The sequence below is a fragment of the Cellulomonas jepli genome (assembly GCF_047229345.1).
Lineage (GTDB): Bacteria > Actinomycetota > Actinomycetes > Actinomycetales > Cellulomonadaceae > Cellulomonas_A.
In genome coordinates, this window is the sequence record NZ_JBFTER010000007.1 from 45,335 (window position 1) to 66,206 (window position 20,872).

Here is a 20,872-nt window from a genome sequence, read left to right on the forward strand (position 1 = left end):
GCCCACCGGGGGAGCGCGCACGTCCGACACCCCCGCACGTCACGCCAGGAGGCGCCCGCATGAGCGACCCGTTCGCCGCAGCGGAGCCGCTGCTCGCCGAGCACGCCGAGATCGAGACCCAGCTCGCCGACCCCGGGGTGCACGCCGACGCCGGGCGCGCCCGCAAGCTGGGCCGGCGCTACGCCGAGCTCGGCCAGGTCGTCGCCGCCTACCGGGCGTACCGCGCCGCGACCGACGACGTGGCCGACGCGCGCGAGCTCGCCGGGCTGGACGACGCGTACGCCGCGGAACTGCCCGCGCTCGAGGAGACCGCCGCCGCCGCGGCCGAGCGCCTGCGCCGCGTGCTCGTCCCGCGCGACCCCGACGACGCGCGCGACGTGATCCTCGAGATCAAGGCCGGCGAGGGCGGGGAGGAGTCCGCGCTGTTCGCGGGAGACCTGCTGCGCATGTACCTGCGCTACGCCGAGCGCCGCGGCTGGAAGACCGAGGTGATCGAGTCCACGGAGTCGGACCTCGGCGGCTACAAGGACGTCCAGGTCGCGGTGAAGGCCCGCGGCGCGCTGACCGACCCCGCGCAGGGCGTGTGGGCCAGCCTCAAGTACGAGGGCGGCGTGCACCGGGTGCAGCGCGTCCCCGTCACGGAGTCCCAGGGCCGCATCCACACGTCGGCCGCCGGCGTGCTCGTGCTCCCCGAGGCGGACGACGAGGCCGAGGTCGGGATCGACCCCAACGACCTGCGGATCGACGTGTTCCGCTCGTCCGGGCCGGGCGGCCAGTCGGTCAACACCACCGACTCCGCGGTGCGCATCACGCACGTGCCCACGGGCATCGTCGTGTCGATGCAGAACGAGAAGTCGCAGCTGCAGAACCGTGAGCAGGCGATGCGCGTCCTGCGTGCGCGGCTCCTCGCGGCGAAGCAGGAGGAGGCCGCGGCCGCGGCCAGCGAGGCGCGTCGGTCGCAGGTCCGCACGGTCGACCGCTCCGAGCGCATCCGGACGTACAACTACCCGGAGAACCGCATCGCGGACCACCGCACGGGCTACAAGGCGTACAACCTCGACGTCGTGCTCGACGGCGACCTCGACGCGGTCGTGCGCTCGGCGATCGAGGCGGACGAGGCGGCCCGGCTGGCCGCCGCGGGCGCGTGAGCACGACGACGCTCGCGACCGCCCTGCGGGACGCCGAGCGCACCCTGGCCGCCGCCGGCATCGGGTCGGCGCGCGTCGACGCCGAGCTGCTCGCGGCGCACCTGCTGCGGTCCGCGTCGGGGCGGGACGTCAGCCGCGGCGAGGTGCAGACGGCGGCGCTGCTCGGCCGGCCGGCGCCCGAGGGGTACGCCGAGCTCGTCGGCCGTCGCGCCGCGCGCGAGCCGCTCCAGCACCTCACCGGGCGCGCGCCGTTCCGGGGCGTCGAGCTCGCCGTCGGGCCCGGTGTCTTCGTCCCGCGACCCGAGACCGAGCAGGTCGTGGAGCACGCGGTGCGCGAGGCCGCGGCCGTGCTGGCCCGCACGGGCTCGGCGCTCGTCGTGGACCTGTGCGCGGGCTCGGGGGCGATCGCGGTCGCCGTGGCCGTCGAGGTGCCCGGCGCCGTGGTGCACGCGGTCGAGCTCGACGCCGCGGCGCACGCCTGGGCCGCGCGCAACGTCGCAGCCCTGGCCCCGGGCGTCCGGCTGCACCGCGGCGACGCGCGCACGGCACTGCGCGCCCTCGACGGGACGGTCGACGTCGTCGTGTCGAACCCGCCGTACGTGCCGCCGGGCGCGGTCCCGGTCGACCCCGAGGTCGCGCACCACGACCCTGCGGTGGCGCTCTACGGGCTCGGCGCCGACGGGCTCGAGGTCCCGCGGGGGATCGTGGCGGCCGCCGCACGCCTCCTGCAGCCCGGCGGTCTGCTCGTCATGGAGCACGCCGAGGTGCAGGACGCCGCGGCGCGCGCGACGGTCGAGGCGACGCGCGCGTTCACCGGGGTCGGGACCGCGCCCGACCTCACCGGCCGCGCCCGGATGGTGCTCGCCCGGCGCGCAGATCCTGACCGGCTGGACGGCATGGCGCCCGGCCCCTCCGTGGGAGACTCGCAGCCGTGAGCCTGCTGCGCATCAAGGACGCGACGGACCCCGCGACGTGGGGGCCGTCGCTCGACGCCGCCGTGGAGGCGCTCGGACGCGGCGACCTCGTCGTGCTGCCCACCGACACGGTCTACGGCATCGCCGCCGACGCGTTCGACCCGGCGGCCGTCCAGGCGCTGCTCGACGCCAAGGGGCGCGGGCGGCAGATGCCGCCGCCCGTGCTCATGCCCGACCTGCGCACCCTCGACGGCCTCGCGACCTCCGTGCCCGACGCCGCGCGCGCCCTCGCGGAGGCCTTCTGGCCCGGCGGGCTGACGCTCATCGTCCGCGCGCAGCCGTCGCTCGCGTGGGACCTCGGAGAGACGCACGGGACGGTCGCCCTGCGCGTGCCCGACCACCCCGTCGCGCTCGAGCTGCTGCGCCGCACGGGACCGCTCGCGGTGTCGAGCGCGAACCGCACCGGCAAGCCCGCGGGCACCGACGTGCGCGAGGCGTACCGCCAGCTCGGCGCGCGCGTGCCCGTGTTCCTCGACGGGGGAGAGGCACCCGGCGGGGTGTCGTCGACCATCGTGGACGCGACCGGCGACGTGCTGCGCGTCGTGCGCGAGGGTGCGATCGGCCTCGAGGAGCTGCGCACGGTCGCGCCGGTCGAGGGCCCGGCCCCCGCACCGGCACCGGGCGCCGTCGCGCCCGAGGCGACGGCTGCCGGGGCCACGACGCCCGACGCCGGGACGAGCGGGGTCGCGACGGTCGACGCCGGGTCGACCGGTGCCGCGACCAGCGGTGCCGCGACGAGCGGCGCCGCGACCACGGGCGCGGCAGCGGACGACGCCGCGCCGGCCGCGACCCTGCCCGTCTCGACGGTGAAGCCGTCCGCGGGGCGCGCGTCGTCCCCGCCGTCCGACGACCCCGCCGACGACGCCCCGCAGCCGGGCGGTGAACCGGGCCGGTGAGGGTCTACCTGCTCCTCCTGCTGGTCTCGGCGGCGACGACCTACCTCATGACGCCGCTCGCCCGGTGGTGCGCGCTGCGCTTCGGGGCCATCACCGCGGTGCGCGACCGCGACGTGCACGCGATCCCGACTCCCCGCCTCGGGGGCCTGGCGATGCTCGTCGGGCTGCTCGTCGCGCTCACGGTCGCGAGCGGCCTGCCGTTCCTCAGCAGCGTGTTCACCGACCCGCGCCCCATCTGGGGCCTCGCGGGCGGCGCCACGACGGTGTGCCTGCTCGGCGTCGCGGACGACATCTGGGACCTCGACTGGGTCACCAAGCTCGTCGGCCAGGTGCTCGGGGCCGGGTTCATGGCCTGGCAGGGCGTGCTGCTCTTCCAGCTCCCCATCTTCGGCGACGTGGTGATCGGCTCCGAGCGGGTGTGGCAGGCGCTCACGGTGCTCGTGGTCGTCGTGGCGATGAACGCCGTGAACTTCGTCGACGGGCTCGACGGGCTCGCCGCCGGGATGATCGGCATCGGCGGCACGGCATTCTTCCTGTACTCGTACTGGCTGACGATCCTCACGGTGGACGGCGGCCGCGGGAACTACGCCAACCTCGCGACGCTCGTGCTCGCGGTGCTCGTCGGGATGTGCGTGGGGTTCCTGCCGCACAACGTGTACCCGGCCCGCATCTTCATGGGCGACTCGGGGTCGATGCTGCTGGGTCTCGTCATCGCCGCGGCGACGATCATCCTGACCGGCCAGCTCGACGCGTCCGCGCTCCCCGCGAACGACGGCGCCGCGCTCCTGCCGCGGCAGCAGATCCCGGTCTTCGTGCCGATCCTGCTGCCCGTGGCGGTGCTGCTGCTCCCGCTGCTCGACATGGGCCTCGCCGTGGTCCGGCGCGTGGGTGCGGGGAAGTCCCCGTTCCACCCGGACCGCATGCACCTGCACCACCGCCTGCTCTCGCTCGGGCACTCGCACCGCAGCGCCGTCGGGATCATGTGGATCTGGACGGTCGTCTTCGCGTTCGGCACCGCGTCGCTCGTGGTGCTGTCGACGACGCAGGCGCTGTGGCTGCTCGGCGTCGGCATGGTCGCGGCGGCGCTGCTGACGCTCGGGCCGCTGCGCGGCAAGGACGGCGGCGCCCAGCCCATCGTCACCGGGGTGACGCCGGTGGTCCCACCCGCGACCGGCACGCCCGCACCCGACGCGCACGCGACCGGCACCCGGTCCGCGGACCACCGTGCCGCGACCCGCACGACCGTCGGCCCCGGCCGCCCCACGACCACGACCACGACCCCCGGCCCCGCCCGGCCCCCGGCCGGCCACCCGACCCCGGAGAAGCGCCCATGACGTCCTCGGACCCCCAGCCCACGCCCGCGCGCCCGTCGTCCTCCGCGGCGGCCGACGCCGTCTTCCGTCGCGCGCTGCGCGACATGCTCGTGCTGCTCGCGGCGCTCTCGGTGCTCGGCGTGGGCATCGGGTGGCTCGTCGCGGGCTCGGCCGGCGTCTGGGGCGCCCTCATCGGGGTGGGCCTCGCGCTCGTCTTCTCGGGCACGACCGTGGTCTCGATGCTGCGCACCGCGCACGCGAGCCCGCAGGCGATGGCGGGCGTCGTGATGGGTGCCTGGCTCGGCAAGGTGATCGTCGTGATCGTGGTCCTCGCGGTGCTCCGCGACCTGGAGTTCTACGACCGGACGGTCCTCGCGGTCGTGCTGCTCGTGGGCGTCCTGGGCTCCGCGCTGCTCGACTACCGGGCGGTCACGAACGGCCGGATCCCGTACGTCGAGCCCGCGGACCGCGGTCCGGAAGGCGCGGGTTCATAGGTTAGGCTTCACCCATCCATGACGGCCAGGTTCCTACGGCATGCCCGCACTGATGCGGCCCGCCCGGCACCGTTGACCACCAGGAGCTCGCACTGTCCAGCCTCGCGATGATCGCCCCCCTCGCCACCGAGGAGGAGAGCGGGTTCCACGCGCCGTCCATCGCCGACTTCTTCCCGGCGCCCATCCTCTTCGAGGGCACCTTCTTCGAGTTCAACCGGCTCCAGATGGTGCGCCTGATCGCCGCCGCGGTGCTGATCATCGTCTTCGTCCTCGCAGCCAAGCGGGCCAAGCTCGTCCCCGGCCGCGGGCAGAACGTCGCCGAGATGCTCCTCGACTTCGTGCGCGTCAACGTCGCCGAGGAGATCATCGGCAAGGCGAAGGCGCACAAGTACGTCGCGCTGCTGACGACGCTCTTCCTCGCGATCCTCGCGTTCAACCTCACGGGCATCATCCCGGGCCTGAACATCGCCGGGTCGTCGCTGATCGGCGTGCCGGTCATGCTGGCGCTCTGGGTCTACGTGATGTACCTCGGCGCGGGCGTCAAGGCCCACGGCGTCGGCGGGTTCCTCAAGATGAGCCTGTTCCCGCCCGGCGTCCCGACGTTCATGTACGTGCTGCTGACGCCCATCGAGTTCCTGACGGTGTTCATCCTGCGGCCCGCCACGCTCGCGCTGCGACTCATGGCCAACATGGTCGCCGGTCACCTCATGCTCGTCCTGTGCTTCTCGGCCACCCAGTTCTTCATCTTCGAGGCCACCGGCGCCATGAAGGTGTTCGGGGCCCTGACCTTCGTCTCCGGCTTCGCGCTGACGCTCTTCGAGGTCTTCGTCGCCGCGCTCCAGGCGTACATCTTCGTGGTGCTGACGGCCGTGTACCTCAGCCTCTCCATCGAAGACGAGCACTGACCCACACCCCCCGGGGGTCGCTCGACCCCCACCCACGAACGAGCGTCCGGCCGACCGGCCTGGCGCCCAACGGAAGGAACGAGCAACCGTGGCACTTGCGGAAACCACCACCGTCCTCGCCGAGGTCTCGGGCAACGTCGCGACGATCGGCTACGGCCTCGCGGTGATCGGCCCCGGTATCGGCCTCGGCATCCTCATCGGCAAGACGATCGAGGGCATCGCGCGCCAGCCCGAGGTCGCCGGCCAGCTCCGGACGACGATGTTCATCGGTATCGGCTTCGTCGAGGTCCTCGGCCTGCTCGGCCTCATCACCGGGTTCCTCTTCCAGTGATCACCGCCGCGACGTCGGCGGCCCTGATCTCGGCCGCTGAGGGAGAGTCCGTCGAGGGCATCCAGCTCCTCATCCCCGAGTTCTACGACATCTTCTGGTCGACCATCGTCCTGGCGATCATCGCGGTCGTGTTCTACAAGTACGTCCTGCCGAAGTTCCAGGTCGTGCTCGACAAGCGCACCGAGCTGATCCAGGGCGGCATCGCGAAGGCCGAGTCGGCTCAGGCCGAGGCCGCTGCGGCGCTCGCCGAGTACCACCAGCAGCTCCAGGACGCCCGGACCGAGGCCGCGAAGATCCGCGAGGACGCGCGCACCGAGGCCGGGCAGATCGTCGCCGAGTCCCGCACCAAGGCGCAGGAGGAGGCGGCGCGCATCGTCGAGACCGCGCACCGCCAGATCGAGGCGGAGCGCCAGCAGGCGTCGGTCTCGCTGCGTGCCGACGTCGGGGCGCTCGCGACCCAGCTCGCCTCCAAGATCGTCGGCGAGTCGCTCGAGGACACCGCGCGCCAGTCGCGCGTCGTCGACCGTTTCCTCGACGAGCTCGAGGCCAGCACCACGGCGAACGCCGGTAAGGGGAACTGATGCGCGGGACGAGTCAGGCGTCGCTGCGGAGCGTGGAGAACCGGTTCGAGCCGGTCCTCCGTGCTGCCGGCGTCGAGTCGGCGACGCTGGGCGAGCAGCTGTTCGCCCTGGTCGACGCCCTCGACTCGTCCGGCGCGCTGCGCCGGACGCTCGCGGACCCGTCGGCCGACGGTGACGCGAAGGCCCAGCTGGTCGCGCACGTGCTCCAGGGCGCGCACACGAGCACCGTCGCGGTCGCGCAGGAGCTGGTCCGGGCGCGCTGGTCGGCGGACGTCGACCTCACCGAGGCGGTCGAGCACCTCGCGTTCCAGGCGGTGCTCGCGTCCGCCGAGGCGACGGGCACGCTCGAGCGCGTGGAGGAGGACCTGTTCCGCCTCACGCGCTCGCTCTCCGGTCAGCGGGACGTGCGGCGGATCCTGTCCGACGACGCGACGTCGACTCCCGCCGCCCGGGTGGGTCTGCTCGACGCGATCCTCGCGGGTGGGGCGACCCCGGCGGCGGCGCTCCTGGCGCGGCGTGCCACGCAGAGGCCGCGCGGCCGGCACTTCGTGACGACGCTCGGGCACATCGGCGACCTGGTCGCCGAGCGTCGCAACCGGCTCGTCGCGACGGCCACGTCGGCGACCGAGCTCACGGCCGTCCAGCGCACCCGGCTCGAGGGCATCCTCGAGCGTGCGTACGGGCAGCCGGTCCAGCTCAACGTGATCGTCGACGAGAACGTCCTCGGCGGCCTGCGCATCCAGGTCGGGGCCGAGGTCGTCGACTCGACGGTGCTGTCCCGGCTCGCCGACGCGCGGCGCCGACTTGCCAGCTGACGGCCGCGCTCCGCGCCCCGTCCCCAGAACGCGTTCGACCCGCACGCGACCCGCGTGCGACACGACAGGAGAGAAGCAATGGCTGAGCTGACGATCCGGCCGGAGGACATCCGCTCCGCGCTGGACAGCTTCGTGAAGTCCTACGAGCCCACCGGTGCGGTCACCGAAGAGGTCGGCCGGGTCACCCTGGCGGGCGACGGCATCGCGCAGGTCGAGGGTCTGCCCGGCTGCATGGCCAACGAGCTGCTGCGCTTCGAGGACGGCACGCTCGGCCTCGCGCTCAACCTCGACGTCCGCGAGATCGGCGTCGTCGTGCTCGGTGAGTTCACCGGCATCGAGGAGGGCCAGGAGGTCCGCCGCACGGGCGAGGTGCTCTCCGTCCCGATCGGTGACGGCTACCTCGGCCGCGTCGTCGACCCGCTCGGCGAGCCGATCGACGGCCTCGGCGAGCTCGTCACGGAGGGTCGCCGCGCGCTCGAGCTGCAGGCGCCCGGCGTCATGCACCGCAAGAGCGTGCACGAGCCGCTCCAGACGGGCCTCAAGGCCATCGACGCGATGATCCCGATCGGCCGCGGCCAGCGTCAGCTCATCATCGGCGACCGCCAGACGGGCAAGACGGCGATCGCGATCGACACGATCATCAACCAGAAGGCCAACTGGGAGTCGGGCGACCCGACCAAGCAGGTCCGCTGCATCTACGTCGCGATCGGCCAGAAGGGCTCGACCATCGCCGCGGTGCGTGGCGCGCTCGAGGAGGCCGGTGCGCTCGAGTACACGACCATCGTCGCGTCGCCGGCGTCCGACCCGGCCGGCTTCAAGTACCTCGCCCCGTACACCGGCTCGGCCATCGGCCAGCACTGGATGTACCAGGGCAAGCACGTCCTCATCGTGTTCGACGACCTGTCGAAGCAGGCCGAGGCCTACCGTGCCGTGTCGCTGCTGCTCCGCCGCCCGCCGGGCCGCGAGGCGTACCCCGGTGACGTCTTCTACCTGCACTCCCGCCTGCTCGAGCGTTGCGCCAAGCTCTCGGACGAGCTCGGCGGCGGCTCGATGACCGGTCTGCCGATGATCGAGACGAAGGCCAACGACGTCTCGGCGTACATCCCGACCAACGTCATCTCGATCACCGACGGCCAGATCTTCCTGCAGTCGGACCTGTTCAACGCCGACCAGCGCCCCGCCGTCGACGTCGGCATCTCGGTGTCCCGCGTCGGTGGTGCCGCGCAGGTCAAGGCGATGAAGCAGGTCTCCGGCACGCTGAAGCTCGACCTCGCGCAGTTCCGCTCGCTCGAGGCGTTCGCGATGTTCGCCTCGGACCTCGACGCCGCGTCGCGTGCGCAGCTGACCCGTGGCGCGCGCCTCATGGAGCTGCTCAAGCAGGGCCAGTACAGCCCGTACCCGGTCGAGGACCAGGTCGCGTCGATCTGGGCCGGCACCAAGGGCAAGCTCGACGACGTCCCGGTCGAGGACGTGCGCCGCTTCGAGACGGAGCTGCTGGACCACCTGCGCCGCAACAGCGAGGTGCTGACCACGATCGCGTCGACGGGCAAGCTCGACGAGGCGACCGAGTCAGCGCTGTCCTCGGCGATCGACGACTTCCGCAACGGCTTCCTGAAGGGCGACGGCTCGCCGCTCGTCGGCGGGGACGACGAGGGTGAGTCCGTGCCGGTCGAGCAGGAGCAGATCGTCCGTCAGAAGAAGGCCTGACCGATGGCCGGTACCCAGCGCGTCTACAAGCAGCGGATCAAGTCGACGCAGGCGCTCAAGAAGATGTTCCGGGCGCAGGAGCTCATCGCCGCGTCCCGCATCGGGCGTGCGCGGGGCCGGGTCGCGCAGGCGACGCCGTACTCGCGGGCGATCACGCGTGCCGTCTCGGCGCTCGCGACGCACTCGACCACGTCGCACCCGCTGCTGACCGAGCGCACCGACACGAACCGCGTCGCCGTGCTGCTCATCGCGTCGGACCGCGGCATGGCCGGCGCGTACTCGGCGAGCGTCATCCGCGAGACGGAGCGGCTCGTCGAGCGGCTCCAGGCGTCGGGCAAGGAGGTCGCGCTCTACGTCTCCGGGCGTCGCGCGGTGTCCTACTACACCTTCCGGCGCCGTGAGCTCGCGGCGCAGTGGCAGGGCGGCTCGGACGCGCCGCAGGTCGACGTGGCCGACGAGATCGCCGACACGCTCCTGAGCGCGTTCGACGCCCCGGCCGAGGCCGGCGGGGTCGGCGAGCTGCACGTCGTGTACACGCAGTTCGTCAACATGGTCACGCAGCGGCCGCGGGTCATCCGCATGCTCCCGCTCGAGGTCGTCGAGGGCGTCGCCCCCGCCGGCGAGGGCGACGCGCTGCCGCTGTACGACTTCGAGCCCAGCCCGGAGGCCGTGCTCGACGCGCTGCTGCCGCGCTACGTCCGCAGCCGCATCTACAGCTGCATGCTGCAGGCGGCCGCCTCCGAGCTCGCCGCCCGCCAGCGGGCCATGCACACGGCGACCGAGAACGCCGAGGACCTCGTGCGCATGTACACGCGGCTCGCGAACCAGGCCCGCCAGGCAGAGATCACCCAGGAGATCAGCGAGATCGTGTCGGGCGCCGACGCGCTCGCCTCCTGACACCAGCACGACCCAGACCACGCCGGAGTCCGCTCCGGACGAGCGAAGCGAGGCAGGACATGACCGCCACCACCGTCGACGCCACGGCGACCGACCCGGGCGCGCCCGGAGTGGGTCGCGTCGCCCGGGTCATCGGCCCCGTCGTGGACATCGAGTTCCCGTCGGACCAGATCCCGGACATCTACAACGCGCTCCAGGTCGACATCGACCTGTCCTCGCAGGGCGAGGGCGAGCAGGACGGCTCGTTCACGATGACGCTCGAGGTCGCCCAGCACCTCGGCGACTCGCTCGTGCGCGCCGTCGCGCTGCGCCCCACGGACGGCCTCGTCCGCGGTGCGCTCGTGCGCGACACGGGTGCGCCGATCAGCGTCCCCGTCGGCGACGTGACCAAGGGCCGCGTCTTCAACGTGATCGGCGAGGTGCTCAACCTCGAGGAGGGCGAGAAGCTCGAGATCACCGAGCGCTGGCCCATCCACCGCAAGCCCCCGGCCTTCGACCAGCTCGAGTCGAAGACGCAGATGTTCGAGACCGGCATCAAGGTCATCGACCTGCTCACGCCGTACGTGCTCGGCGGGAAGATCGGCCTCTTCGGTGGTGCGGGCGTCGGCAAGACGGTCCTCATCCAGGAGATGATCCAGCGCGTCGCCCAGAACCACGGTGGTGTGTCGGTGTTCGCCGGTGTCGGCGAGCGCACCCGTGAGGGCAACGACCTCATCGTCGAGATGGAGGAGGCGGGCGTCTTCGACAAGACGGCCCTCGTCTTCGGCCAGATGGACGAGCCGCCGGGCACGCGTCTGCGCGTCGCCCTGTCCGCGCTGACGATGGCGGAGTACTTCCGCGACGTGCAGAAGCAGGACGTGCTGCTCTTCATCGACAACATCTTCCGGTTCACGCAGGCCGGCTCGGAGGTCTCGACGCTGCTCGGCCGCATGCCGTCCGCGGTCGGCTACCAGCCGAACCTCGCCGACGAGATGGGTCAGCTGCAGGAGCGCATCACCTCGACGCGTGGTCACTCGATCACGTCGCTCCAGGCGATCTACGTCCCCGCGGACGACTACACCGACCCCGCGCCGGCCACGACGTTCGCGCACCTCGACGCGACGACGGAGCTCAGCCGTGAGATCGCCTCGCGCGGTCTGTACCCCGCGGTCGACCCGCTCGCGTCGACGAGCCGCATCCTCGACCCGCGGTACGTCGGGCAGGCGCACTACGACACGGCCACGCGCGTGAAGTCGATCCTGCAGCGCAACAAGGAGCTCCAGGACATCATCGCGATCCTCGGTGTCGACGAGCTGTCCGAGGAGGACAAGACCGTCGTCGCCCGGGCGCGCCGCATCCAGCAGTTCCTGTCGCAGAACACCTACATGGCCGAGAAGTTCACGGGCGTCGTGGGTTCGACGGTCCCGGTGGCGGAGACCGTCGAGGCGTTCTCGCGGATCGCGGACGGCGAGTTCGACCACATCGCCGAGCAGGCGTTCTTCAACATCGGCGGCCTCGAGGACCTCGAGCGCAACTGGGCCCGGATCCAGAAGGACTACGGCGTCTGACGCCTGGGTCCACGACCGGGTTCGAACTGAGCAGAGGGAGTCAGCATGGCTGAGCTGGAGGTCGACGTCGTCGCCGCCGACGGCAAGATCTGGTCGGGCCACGCGCGGCAGGTGAGCGCGCCGGCCGCGGACGGGGAGATCGGCATCCTCGCCGGGCACACCCCGGTGCTCTCGGTGCTGCGCCGCGGCGAGGTCCGGGTCGCCCGGGCCGGCGGCGAGGTCCTGCGCTGGACGGTCGGAGGCGGGTTCCTGTCCGTCGACTCGGACCTGGTGACGGTCGTGGTGGACTCGGTCGAGGACACGACCGGCACCCAGGTCGCGCACTGACGGAGCCGTCATGTCAGGGCAGCAGATCGCTCTCGTGCTCCTCGGAGCGGTGGTCGTCGCCCTGATCGTGCTCGGTCTCAGCGTGTCGAGGCTGGGCCGGCTCACGCGTCGCGTCGGGTCCTTCGAGTGTGCGTTCCGCCGCTCGGAGGGCCCGTCCGCGTCGTGGGTCACGGGGGTCGGCCAGTACGGCGCCGAGAGCCTGTACTGGTGGCGTGCGCGGTCGCTGTCGGTGCGGCCGTCGCGGTGCTGGCGCCGGTCGGCGATCGTGGTGAGCGAGCGCGCCGTGATCGAGGAGTCGCCGAGGTTCGGCCGTCAGGTCGCGGTGCGCTGCACGGTGCAGGGCGAGTCGTTCGACCTCCTCATGAGCCCGGAGGCCTCCGCGGGCCTCACGTCGTGGCTCGAGGCCACCCCACCGACGATCAGCCGCGTGATCTGACGGCGCGACGTCGCCGTCCACGAGAGGAACCCCCGCATGCGCCTCGTCGTCGCGCGCTGCTCGGCGCGCTACAGCGGCCGGCTCAACGCCCACCTCCCGCTCGCGACCCGGCTGGTCCTGGTCAAGGCGGACGGCAGCGTGCTGCTGCACTCCGACGGCGGCTCGTACAAGCCCCTGAACTGGATGAGCCCGCCGTGCTCGCTCGCGATCGGGGAGCCCGACGCGGAGGCGACCGGGCGGGGCGTGACGCAGGTCTGGACCGTGCAGCACCAGAAGAGCGACGACCGGCTCGTCGTCGAGGTGCACGAGGTCCTGCACGACTCGGCGCACGAGCTGGGTGTCGACCCGGGGCTGGTCAAGGACGGCGTCGAGGCGCACCTCCAGGAGCTCCTCGCGGCGCAGATCGACCTGCTCGGCGGCGGGCACACGCTCGTCCGGCGGGAGTTCCCGACGGCGATCGGGCCGGTCGACATCCTCGCGCGTGACGCGGCGGGCGTGGCGGTCGCGATCGAGATCAAGCGCCGCGGCGACATCGACGGCGTCGAGCAGCTCACGCGGTACCTCGAGCTGCTGAACCGGGACCCGCACCTCGCGCCGGTGCGCGGCGTGTTCGCCGCGCAGGAGATCAAGCCGCAGGCCCGGGTCCTCGCGACGGACCGCGGCATCGCGTGCGTGGTGCTCGACTACGACGCGATGCGTGGCGTGGACGACGTCGACTCCCGCCTGTTCTGATGCCGGCGCCCACGCGCGGCCAGGGGTCCGCCGGGCGTCCGGACCTGACCTACCCCGAGGTCGCGGCGACGCGCGGGGGTCCGCTGCCGGCGGGCTACCGGCACCTGCACGTGCGGCACCGGCTCGGCGCCGGCGACCTCGACGTCGTCGGGCACGGGCTCCTCGCGTGGCGCGTGCACGCCGCGGCGCACGTGACGGTGCACGCCGACGCCCCGGTCGCCGACGTGGGGGTCGACGTGCGGACGCATCTGGGTGCCGGCCCGCTGCACCTCGTGGTGCCGTGCCGGGTCGTGTGGGCCGAGGCGGGGGAGCGCGCGATCGGGTTCGGCTACGGGAGCCTGCCCGGGCACCCGTTCACCGGCGAGGAGTCGTTCCGGGTCGAGCGCGACGAGGCGGGCGTGCTGTGGTTCGTCGTCGACGCCTTCAGCCGCCCCGCGTGGCGCTGGCTCGTGCCGCTCGCCTGGGCGGTGCCGCTCGTCCAGCGCGCGTACCTGCGCCTGCTCGCGCACGGCGCCCGGCGGCTCGCCCGCGCCGGCTGACGCCCCGCCGTCCCCGGCACCGCGGTGGGCGTCGTCCGCACCGCATCGCGCCGTCCGCCGCGGGCGCGACGTCCCCGCTGCTCCCGCAGCGGGCGTCGTCCGCACAGCATCGCGCCGAATGCCGCGGGCGCGACCTCCCCGCTGCTCCCGCGGGGGGCCTCACGGGCCTCGAGCCCGGGCCGGTGCGGCGACCCGCGCCGGCTCGGGCGCGGGCTCAGCCGCCGAACGTCAGCTCGGCGAGGCGCGCGGCACCGGTGAGCACGACCCGCACGTCGGTCACGGCCGCCGTGAGCCGGTCCCACCCGGGCCCGCGCAGCGCCTCGACGGTGCTCCAGTCGTGACGTCCGCCCTCCGCCGGGACGTCGGCGGACGCCGCGGTCAGCCACGTCCCCGAGCCGTCGTTCACCTCGACACGCACCGACGCGGCGCCGGCGCAGGTCCGGGCGACGGTGAGCCCGAGCCGGGCGGCTCCGCGGGCGTCGACGCCGCGCAGCGTCACGGCGCCGGAACCACGGCCCCGGGGGACCTGGACGGCGTCGCCCGCGTCGCGCGTGCGCTCGGCGAGCTCGATGCCGTCGTGGTCGTCGAAGTCGGTGGCGCGCAGCGGGCCGGTGAGGGCGGCGCGCGGCGCGACGGGGTCCCCGGTGACGACGACCTCGCTGCTGACGGGCAGGTCCGCCGAGGACGCGCCCGCGTGGAGCACGTACGTGCCGGGCTCGACGACGAGCGTGCCGCGCGTGACGTCCCAGACGGCGAGGTCGGCGACCCGCACGCGGACGGTCGCGACGGCGGCGGCTCCGGGTTCGAGGGGAACGCGCACGTGGCCGAGCAGGCGACGTCGGGGGACGGGGAGCCGGTGGTCGACGGCGCTCGCGTAGACCTGCACGAGCTCGTCGACCGGGCGGTCCCCGGTGTTCGCGACGTCGACCTCGACGTCGAGGTGCGCGTCGGCATCGACCCGCACCGGGCCGGCGGCGCCGGGCTGCCCGGTGACGGCCGGGCGGGTGCCGTCCGCCGCATCGGACGCCGCGACGACGCGCAGGCCGCGGTGCTCGACGGTCGTGTACGACAGCCCGTGGCCGAACGGGTAGAGCGGCTCGTGCCGCGCGTACCAGTACGTGGAGCCGGCGGTGATCACGTCGTAGTCGAGCAGGTCGCCGACGTGGGACTCGTCCGCGACCCACGTCTGCGCGAGGTGGCCGGACGGCTCGACGTCGCCCACGAGCACGTCGGTGAGCCCGTGCCCGAGCTCCTGGCCGGCGTGCGAGGACCACACGACCGCGGCGGCCTCGTCGGCCACGGACCCGAGGACGTACGGGTAGGACGACACAACCGCGAGCACCGCGCGCGGGTTGGCGTCGTGCGCGGTGCGCCAGAGCTCCGCGGACGCGTCCGGCAGGCGCAGGTGCGGGCGGTCCTCGGTCTCGCGCCCGAGCAGGTGGGGGTCGTTGCCGACGGCCACGACCACGACGTCGGCGGCTGCGGCGGCCTCGGCGACGTCGGCGTGCCCGGACCGCAGGGTGCGGACCGTGAACCGCTCGGCGTCGGCGGCGTCGTGGTCCTCGGCCACGAGCGTGCCGGTCGCGTCGTTCTGGACCCGGACCCACCGCCCGGAGCCGACGTGCTGGACCGACCACGTGCCGTCGGTGTGCCGGTGCAGCCGGAAGCTCTCCTGGGCGACCCAGCCGCCGACGCGCTCCGCGTCGGCCCGCACGACCCAGCCGGCACCGGACCACAGCAGCCCCGAGCGCACGCCACGCAGCGTCACGAGGCCCTCGCCCCAGGACGTCACGTCGAACGCGGCGCCGGCATGGGTGGCCGCCGGGGCGTCGGCGGTGAGCGGGGTCGCGGCGTCGAGCTGGCGGACGTACGCGCCCGTCGTCGCGGAGCGGAGCGCGACGCGGTCGGCTCCGTCGGCGACCCGGACCGCGGACGACCCGAGCCGCTCGGCGAGCGCGCTGCCGAGCCCCACGAGGTAGGGCGGGGTGCCCGAGTACCAGTCGTGCAGCACGCGGTCCGCGAGCGGGCCGACGACGGCGACTCTCGCGCCGGGCCGCAGCGGCAGCACGCCGTCGTTCTGCAGCACGACGACGGCGCGCGCGGTGGTCTCGCGCGCGAGCGCGCGGTGCTCGGGCAGGTCGAGGGCGTCGGCGCCGACACCGGCGTACGGGTCGAGGTCGGGGTCGAGCTCGCCGGTCGCGAGGCGCAGCTCGAGCTGGCGCAGCACGGCCCGGTCGACCTCGGCCTCGGTGAGCAGCCCGCGCTCGAGCGCGGCGTGCAGACGCTCGACGGTCGGGCGGGCGTCGGCGTCGTTGTCGGTGAACGAGTCGACACCCGCGCGCACCATCGCGGCGTGGCTCTCGACGTGGTCGTCGTAGTACCGCTCGAACGTCACGAGGTTGCCGGGGGCGGCGGCGTCCGAGACGACCATGAGCGAGGCGTCGGTCCAGCTGCGCAGCTCGTCGAGCAGCTCGCGCGCGACGTGGTTGGGCCGCCCGTTAACGAGGTTGTACGACGGCATGACGGCGCCGACCACGCCGGCCTCGACGGGCCCGCGGTACGCGGGCAGCTCGTACTCGTGCAGCACGCGCGGACGCAGCTGCGAGCTCGTGAGCGCACGGTCGGTCTCGTTGTTGTACGCGAGGAAGTGCTTGAGCGTCGGCACCGTGCGCCAGTAGACGGGGTGGTCGCCGCGCAGGCCGCGGGCGTAGGCGGTCGCGAGGTGCGCGGTGAGGTGCGGGTCCTCGGAGAAGCCCTCCTCGTTGCGGCCCCAGAGCGGGTGGCGCAGCGGGTTCACGACCGGCGCCCAGACGTTGAGGCTCACCGCGGGGTCGGCGGCGTGCTTGGCGCGCAGCTCGGTGCCGACGACCTCGCCGACGCGGGTCAGCAGCTCGGCGTCCCAGGTCGCCGCGAGACCGACGGGCTGGGGGAACGACGTCGCGACGCCGAGCCAGGCGACGCCGTGCAGCACCTCGGCGCCGGTGTGGAACGCCCGCAGACCGAGGCGGTCGACCGCCGGCGCGTGCTGGTGCAGCAGCGCGACCTTCTCGTCGAGGGTGAGCCGGGTGAGCAGGTCGCGGGCGCGGACGGCGAGCGGCTGCGCGGGGTCGCGGTGGGTGGGGGCTGCCTGGAGGTCGTCGTCGGCCACGGGGGTCCCTCGTTCTGGTGCGGTGGGCGAGCCGGTCCTGCGCGGCGGTGGGACACGCTGCGGGGCGGACCGGTTCGATCGGATCGTCGAACCGTTTCGACGATAGCAGCCACACGCTCGGCGTGACGCGGGCCACACGCTAGCGGACGCGCCGTGGCCGGTCGAGCGGCCTACGACCGGGCCCGCGGCGTCCGTGGCGGCGTCTCCGACTCGATCTGGGCAGTGGTTGCCCGTCCGCGTGGGGAGGCCGTAGAGTGCGGGCGTCGAACCGCTTCGATGTTCGCGGATCGACCGGCACCCGCACCGATCACGGACGATCGCGGGCCGTCGGCACGGGGGACCACGAGGACACCGCGTTTCCACAAGGGAGTGAAGGGCGCTCATGAACACCACCACACAGCTCGGCCAGGTCGGGGAGATCGCCGTCAAGCGGCGGTCCTTCCTCGGGATGGTCGCCGCGGGCGCGGCCGTCGTCGGCGTCCCGTCGCTGCTGACCGCGTGCTCCAGCGGCGAGGCCGGCGCGACGGCGGAGCCGGGCGCGACGGCCGGCGCGGACGTGCTGCCCACGTACAAGGAGATCGTCTTCGCGGAGCCCGACTACCCGAGCGTCAACGGGTCGACCGCGGGCTACGAGACGATCCCGACGGACCTGGTGCAGTCGGTCGAGGAGCCCCCCGGCAACGGCTCGGACTTCACGGCGATGACGCCCCTGTGGGGCACGCCGCCGCCGGTCAAGGGCAACCAGTACTACGAAGCGGTCAACGCCGCGCTCGGCGCGAGCCTGACGTTCAACATCGCCGACGGCAACGACTACGGCACGGTGCTCGCGACCGCGCTCTCGGCCCCCGACGAACTGCCGGACTGGGTCTGCGTCCCGACGTGGAACGTCCCGCCGCGCTTCGCGTCCGAGGTCGTGCCGAACGTCTTCCAGGACCTGACCGACTTCCTCGCCGGCGACAAGGCGCTCGACTACCCGAACCTGGCGAACATCCCGACCGCGGCCTGGCAGTGGTCCTCGTTCAACGGCCGCCTCTACGGTCTGCCGTTCCCCGGCGAGGTCATCAACGACGTGGTGTTCTACCGCAAGGACATCCTCGACGGGCTGGGCATCACGCCGGACGTCACGAGCGCCGACGACCTCCTGGCGCTCCTCAAGCAGATCAACAACCCGTCGGCCGGCGTCTACGCCGCGGCGGACCTGTGGAACACGTCGACGATCATCCACGGCGTCGTGCCCAAGTGGAAGCTCGTCGACGGCAAGCTCCAGCACCGCGTCGAGACCGAGGAGTACCGCAAGGCCCTCGAGTGGAACGCCGAGGTCTGGGCCGCCGGGCTGGTGCACCCCGACATCGACACCGCCTGGAACAAGGAGCTCTTCGAGTCCGGGAAGCTGCTCGTGATGAACGACGGCATCGGCGGGTGGCACGAGGCCCTCGGGCGCCAGCTCGGCACCAACCCGACCTACAACCAGCAGCCGCTGCCGCCCTTCGGCGCCGACGGCGGCGACCCGGTCTACTACAAGGGTCAGCCGGCGAACATCTTCAGCTTCCTCAAGAAGTCGGACGACCCCGAGCGCATCGAGGAGCTCCTGCGGATCGCGAACCTGCTCGCGGCGCCGTTCGGCACCACGGAGTTCGACCTCATCAACAACGGCGTCGAGGGCGTGCACTTCACGCGCGACGCGAACGGGCTGCCCGTCCCGACCGAGCTGGCCCCGACCGAGCTCCAGCCGACGTACATGTTCCTCACCGCGCCGCCGGTCGTGAACGCGAAGGTCCAGTACCCGGGCTTCGTGAAGGCGTCGAGCGAGTTCACGGCGGACGCCGCGCAGTACACCGAGGAGCCGCTCTTCTACGGCATCCAGATCAGCGAGCCCGACGAGTACGCGTCGATCGGCCAGCCGTTCGTGGACCTCGAGAAGGACATCTCGCGGGGCCGCAAGTCCATCGACGACCTCGACGCCGCGGTCGAGACGTGGCGCCAGTCGGGCGGCGACCAGCTGCGCGAGTTCTACCAGGGCATCCTCGAGGCCTGATCGTGGCAGCCCTCGACGCACCGACGTCCCCGCGGACGTCCGGCGACGAGCCGAAGCGCCGGGCGGGCACCTCGCCCGCCCGGCCCCCGGTTCGCAAGATCACCTGGCAGGCCAAGCTCCGCCGGGACCGCTCGCTGCTGCTCATGACGCTCCCGGGCGTCGTGCTGCTCGTGCTCTTCGCGTACATCCCCATGCTCGGCAACGTCATGGCGTGGGCGAAGTTCTCGCCCTACCGCGGGTTCCTCGGCGGGCCGTGGGTCGGCTGGGACAACTTCCTGCGCGTGTTCGACAACCCGCTGTTCCTCAACGCGGTGCAGAACACGCTCGCGATCACGGTGTTCCAGCTCGTCCTGTACTTCCCGGTGCCGATCTTCCTCGCGCTGCTGCTCAACAGCGTCGTGAGCCCGCGCATCCGGACGACGATCCAGTCGATCGTCTACCTGCCCCACTTCTTCTCGTGGGTGCTCGTGGTGGCGGTGTTCCAGCAGCTGTTCGGGGGAGCGGGCCTGCTCAGCCAGACGCTGCGCGGCCTCGGGCAGCAGCCCGTCGACATCATGACGAACCCCGACACGTTCCTGCTGCTCATCACGTCGCAGTCGATCTGGAAGGACGCCGGCTGGGGCGTCATCATCTTCCTCGCGGCGCTCAGCACCGTGGACCCCGCGCAGTACGAGGCGGCGGTCATGGACGGGGCGAACCGGTGGCGGCGCATGTGGCACATCACGCTGCCCGCGCTGCGGCCCGTCATCATCCTGCTGCTCATCCTGCGGCTCGGCGACGCGCTGACCGTCGGGTTCGAGCAGCTCCTCCTGCAGCGCGACATGGTCGGCGCGCAGGTCTCCGAGGTGATCGACACCTATGTGTACTTCCAGGGTGTGCAGTTCGGCGACTGGGGCTTCGCGGCCGCAGCGGGCCTCATGAAGGGGGTCGTCAGCCTGATCCTCGTGCTCGGCGCCAACAAGCTCGCGCACGTGTTCGGCGAGGCAGGAGTGTACAAGCGGTCATGACAGCGACGGAGAACTCCCTGACGAACCCGGCGATCGTCCTCGAGCCGCCCGCGGGCAGCCGGCGACGACCCCGGAAGTCCAAGCACCGCCCCGCGTGGGAGGAGCCGCCCACCGTCGGCGGCGCGATCGCGAAGTTCGCGGCGCTCGCCCTCGTGGTGCTCGCGGTGCTCGGGCCGCTCTACACGATCGTGCTGACCAGCCTGTCGCCGCAGTCGGTGATCAGCGAGGCCGGCGGCATGGTCCTCGTCCCCGGCGAGATCACGTTCGCGGCCTACCAGCAGCTGCTGGACGGCGGCGTCGTGTTCCGCTCGGTCGTCGTGAGCATCGGTGTGACGGCCGTCGGGACGCTGATCTCGACGGTGGTCTCGGTGCTCGCCGCGTTCGGGCTCTCGCGCACCGACTCGTTCCTGCACCGGCCGATCCTGTTCGTCTTCCTGATCACGATGTTCTTCGGGGCCGGGCTCATCCCGACCTACCTGTGGGTCAGCCAGCTCGGTCTGATCGACTCGTACTGGGCGCTGATCCTCCCCGGCGCGATCTCGGCGTTCAACGTCCTGATCCTGCGGAACTTCTTCATGGGCATCGACGCGTCGATCACGGACGCCGCGCGGATCGACGGCGCGGGGGACTGGCGCGTGCTGGGCTCGATCGTGCTGCCGATGTCGCGCGCCGTGGTCGCGGTCGTCGCGCTGTTCTACGGCGTCGGGTACTGGAACGCGTTCTTCAACGCGATGCTCTACCTGCGCGACAGCGCCAAGTGGCCGCTGCAGATGGTGCTGCGCGCGTACGTGCTGCGCGGTCAGCCGCCGCAGGGCACGACCGGCACGGTCATCGAGCTCGGTGCGGGTGGTGCGGTGCCGTCGCTGGCCGCGAAGATGGCGGTGATGGTGCTCGCGCTCGTGCCGATCCTCATCGTCTACCCGTTCGTCCAGCGGCACTTCACGAAGGGCGTCATCTTCGGCGCGATCAAGGGCTGACGTGGTGCTGGGGACGCGGCTCCCGGCGGGGCGGACAGGGGGTCCGCGCCGCCGGGGGACCGC

20 protein-coding genes are annotated in these 20,872 nt (G+C 72.8%); 19 read left to right on the forward strand and 1 reads right to left on the reverse strand.

Annotated elements, in window-relative coordinates; all coding sequences use genetic code 11:
- Positions 1–59 precede the first annotated feature (59 nt).
- The 16 genes from prfA to AB6N24_RS03020 all read left to right on the forward strand — a co-directional run bounded on the left by prfA (position 60) and on the right by AB6N24_RS03020 (position 13,642).
- Positions 60–1,148 (forward strand): peptide chain release factor 1, encoded by a 1,089-nt coding sequence (prfA, locus tag AB6N24_RS02945; RefSeq protein ID WP_412867939.1) that lies wholly within the window; start codon positions 60–62, stop codon positions 1,146–1,148.
- Positions 1,145–2,083, forward strand: coding sequence for a peptide chain release factor N(5)-glutamine methyltransferase (gene prmC / locus AB6N24_RS02950; protein ID WP_412867940.1), 939 nt, complete (start codon positions 1,145–1,147; stop codon positions 2,081–2,083). Before prfA ends, prmC begins: the two co-directional genes overlap by 4 nt.
- Positions 2,080–3,018 carry an L-threonylcarbamoyladenylate synthase gene (locus AB6N24_RS02955; protein WP_412867941.1) on the forward strand — a complete coding sequence of 313 codons (939 nt, stop codon included), beginning with the start codon at positions 2,080–2,082 and terminating at the stop codon, positions 3,016–3,018. Before prmC ends, AB6N24_RS02955 begins: the two co-directional genes overlap by 4 nt.
- Positions 3,015–4,352 (forward strand): glycosyltransferase family 4 protein, encoded by a 1,338-nt coding sequence (locus AB6N24_RS02960; RefSeq protein ID WP_412867942.1) that lies wholly within the window; start codon positions 3,015–3,017, stop codon positions 4,350–4,352. The genes AB6N24_RS02955 and AB6N24_RS02960 overlap by 4 nt, the downstream gene beginning before the upstream one ends.
- Positions 4,349–4,825, forward strand: coding sequence for a Cg1360 family ATP-synthase-associated protein (locus tag AB6N24_RS02965; protein ID WP_412867943.1), 477 nt, complete (start codon positions 4,349–4,351; stop codon positions 4,823–4,825). The genes AB6N24_RS02960 and AB6N24_RS02965 overlap by 4 nt, the downstream gene beginning before the upstream one ends.
- A gap of 107 nt (positions 4,826–4,932) precedes the next feature.
- Positions 4,933–5,730, forward strand: coding sequence for a F0F1 ATP synthase subunit A (gene atpB / locus AB6N24_RS02970; protein WP_412867944.1), 798 nt, complete (start codon positions 4,933–4,935; stop codon positions 5,728–5,730).
- 88 nt (positions 5,731–5,818) lie between these two features.
- A complete protein-coding gene (gene atpE, locus AB6N24_RS02975; protein WP_412867945.1) occupies positions 5,819–6,061 on the forward strand; it encodes an ATP synthase F0 subunit C in 243 nt (80 codons plus the stop codon).
- Positions 6,058–6,642 (forward strand): F0F1 ATP synthase subunit B, encoded by a 585-nt coding sequence (locus AB6N24_RS02980; RefSeq protein ID WP_412867946.1) that lies wholly within the window; start codon positions 6,058–6,060, stop codon positions 6,640–6,642. The genes atpE and AB6N24_RS02980 overlap by 4 nt, the downstream gene beginning before the upstream one ends.
- Entirely contained in the window at positions 6,642–7,457 is an 816-nt protein-coding gene (locus tag AB6N24_RS02985) for a F0F1 ATP synthase subunit delta (protein WP_412867947.1), read from the forward strand. The genes AB6N24_RS02980 and AB6N24_RS02985 overlap by 1 nt, the downstream gene beginning before the upstream one ends.
- Positions 7,458–7,535: 78 nt before the next feature.
- Positions 7,536–9,164 carry a F0F1 ATP synthase subunit alpha gene (atpA, locus tag AB6N24_RS02990; RefSeq protein ID WP_183296640.1) on the forward strand — a complete coding sequence of 543 codons (1,629 nt, stop codon included), beginning with the start codon at positions 7,536–7,538 and terminating at the stop codon, positions 9,162–9,164.
- 3 nt (positions 9,165–9,167) lie between these two features.
- The gene (locus tag AB6N24_RS02995; protein WP_412867948.1) at positions 9,168–10,061 is read left to right on the forward strand and encodes a F0F1 ATP synthase subunit gamma; all 894 of its coding nucleotides are present in this window, start codon (positions 9,168–9,170) and stop codon (positions 10,059–10,061) included.
- A gap of 59 nt (positions 10,062–10,120) precedes the next feature.
- A complete protein-coding gene (atpD, locus tag AB6N24_RS03000) occupies positions 10,121–11,608 on the forward strand; it encodes a F0F1 ATP synthase subunit beta (protein WP_258723899.1) in 1,488 nt (495 codons plus the stop codon).
- Positions 11,609–11,653: 45 nt separating this feature from the next.
- On the forward strand, positions 11,654–11,935 hold the full coding sequence (locus tag AB6N24_RS03005; protein ID WP_183296639.1) for a F0F1 ATP synthase subunit epsilon: 282 nt from the start codon (positions 11,654–11,656) through the stop codon (positions 11,933–11,935).
- 10 nt (positions 11,936–11,945) lie between these two features.
- Positions 11,946–12,371, forward strand: coding sequence for a DUF2550 domain-containing protein (locus AB6N24_RS03010; RefSeq protein WP_412867949.1), 426 nt, complete (start codon positions 11,946–11,948; stop codon positions 12,369–12,371).
- A 36-nt stretch (positions 12,372–12,407) separates the two neighbouring features.
- Positions 12,408–13,103 carry an endonuclease NucS gene (gene nucS, locus AB6N24_RS03015; protein WP_412867950.1) on the forward strand — a complete coding sequence of 232 codons (696 nt, stop codon included), beginning with the start codon at positions 12,408–12,410 and terminating at the stop codon, positions 13,101–13,103.
- Positions 13,103–13,642, forward strand: coding sequence for a DUF1990 domain-containing protein (locus tag AB6N24_RS03020; RefSeq protein ID WP_412867951.1), 540 nt, complete (start codon positions 13,103–13,105; stop codon positions 13,640–13,642). Before nucS ends, AB6N24_RS03020 begins: the two co-directional genes overlap by 1 nt.
- A gap of 214 nt (positions 13,643–13,856) precedes the next feature.
- Here AB6N24_RS03020 and AB6N24_RS03025 read toward each other — a convergent pair whose 3' ends face one another.
- On the reverse strand, positions 13,857–16,790 hold the full coding sequence (locus tag AB6N24_RS03025; protein WP_412867952.1) for a glycoside hydrolase family 3 C-terminal domain-containing protein: 2,934 nt from the start codon (positions 16,788–16,790) through the stop codon (positions 13,857–13,859).
- A gap of 382 nt (positions 16,791–17,172) precedes the next feature.
- Here AB6N24_RS03025 and AB6N24_RS03030 point away from each other — a divergent pair, with 382 nt between their 5' ends.
- Genes AB6N24_RS03030 through AB6N24_RS03040 form a run of 3 tightly spaced genes read left to right on the forward strand, consistent with a single transcriptional unit; the run spans position 17,173 to position 20,809 of the window.
- Entirely contained in the window at positions 17,173–18,825 is a 1,653-nt protein-coding gene (locus AB6N24_RS03030) for a type 2 periplasmic-binding domain-containing protein (RefSeq protein WP_412867953.1), read from the forward strand.
- Positions 18,826–18,827: 2 nt separating this feature from the next.
- Positions 18,828–19,832: an ABC transporter permease gene (locus AB6N24_RS03035; RefSeq protein ID WP_412867954.1), complete on the forward strand. Its 1,005-nt coding sequence runs from the start codon at positions 18,828–18,830 to the stop codon at positions 19,830–19,832.
- Complete coding sequence (locus AB6N24_RS03040) at positions 19,829–20,809, forward strand: carbohydrate ABC transporter permease (protein ID WP_034627958.1); 981 nt, start codon at positions 19,829–19,831, stop codon at positions 20,807–20,809. Before AB6N24_RS03035 ends, AB6N24_RS03040 begins: the two co-directional genes overlap by 4 nt.
- The last annotated feature ends 63 nt before the right edge of the window (positions 20,810–20,872 follow it).

Excerpts from the sequence above, each read along its gene's own strand:
- prfA (WP_412867939.1), top strand. The coding sequence starts at position 60 with ATGAGCGACCCGTTCGCCGCAGCGGAGCCGCTGCTCGCCGAGCACGCC.
- AB6N24_RS02965 (WP_412867943.1), top strand. The coding sequence starts at position 4,349 with ATGACGTCCTCGGACCCCCAGCCCACGCCCGCGCGCCCGTCGTCCTCC.
- atpB (WP_412867944.1), top strand. The coding sequence starts at position 4,933 with ATGATCGCCCCCCTCGCCACCGAGGAGGAGAGCGGGTTCCACGCGCCG.
- AB6N24_RS02985 (WP_412867947.1), top strand. The coding sequence starts at position 6,642 with ATGCGCGGGACGAGTCAGGCGTCGCTGCGGAGCGTGGAGAACCGGTTC.
- atpA (WP_183296640.1), top strand. The coding sequence starts at position 7,536 with ATGGCTGAGCTGACGATCCGGCCGGAGGACATCCGCTCCGCGCTGGAC.
- AB6N24_RS02995 (WP_412867948.1), top strand. The coding sequence starts at position 9,168 with ATGGCCGGTACCCAGCGCGTCTACAAGCAGCGGATCAAGTCGACGCAG.
- atpD (WP_258723899.1), top strand. The coding sequence starts at position 10,121 with ATGACCGCCACCACCGTCGACGCCACGGCGACCGACCCGGGCGCGCCC.
- AB6N24_RS03005 (WP_183296639.1), top strand. The coding sequence starts at position 11,654 with ATGGCTGAGCTGGAGGTCGACGTCGTCGCCGCCGACGGCAAGATCTGG.
- AB6N24_RS03010 (WP_412867949.1), top strand. The coding sequence starts at position 11,946 with ATGTCAGGGCAGCAGATCGCTCTCGTGCTCCTCGGAGCGGTGGTCGTC.
- nucS (WP_412867950.1), top strand. The coding sequence starts at position 12,408 with ATGCGCCTCGTCGTCGCGCGCTGCTCGGCGCGCTACAGCGGCCGGCTC.
- AB6N24_RS03020 (WP_412867951.1), top strand. The coding sequence starts at position 13,103 with ATGCCGGCGCCCACGCGCGGCCAGGGGTCCGCCGGGCGTCCGGACCTG.
- AB6N24_RS03030 (WP_412867953.1), top strand. The coding sequence starts at position 17,173 with ATGAACACCACCACACAGCTCGGCCAGGTCGGGGAGATCGCCGTCAAG.
- AB6N24_RS03040 (WP_034627958.1), top strand. The coding sequence starts at position 19,829 with ATGACAGCGACGGAGAACTCCCTGACGAACCCGGCGATCGTCCTCGAG.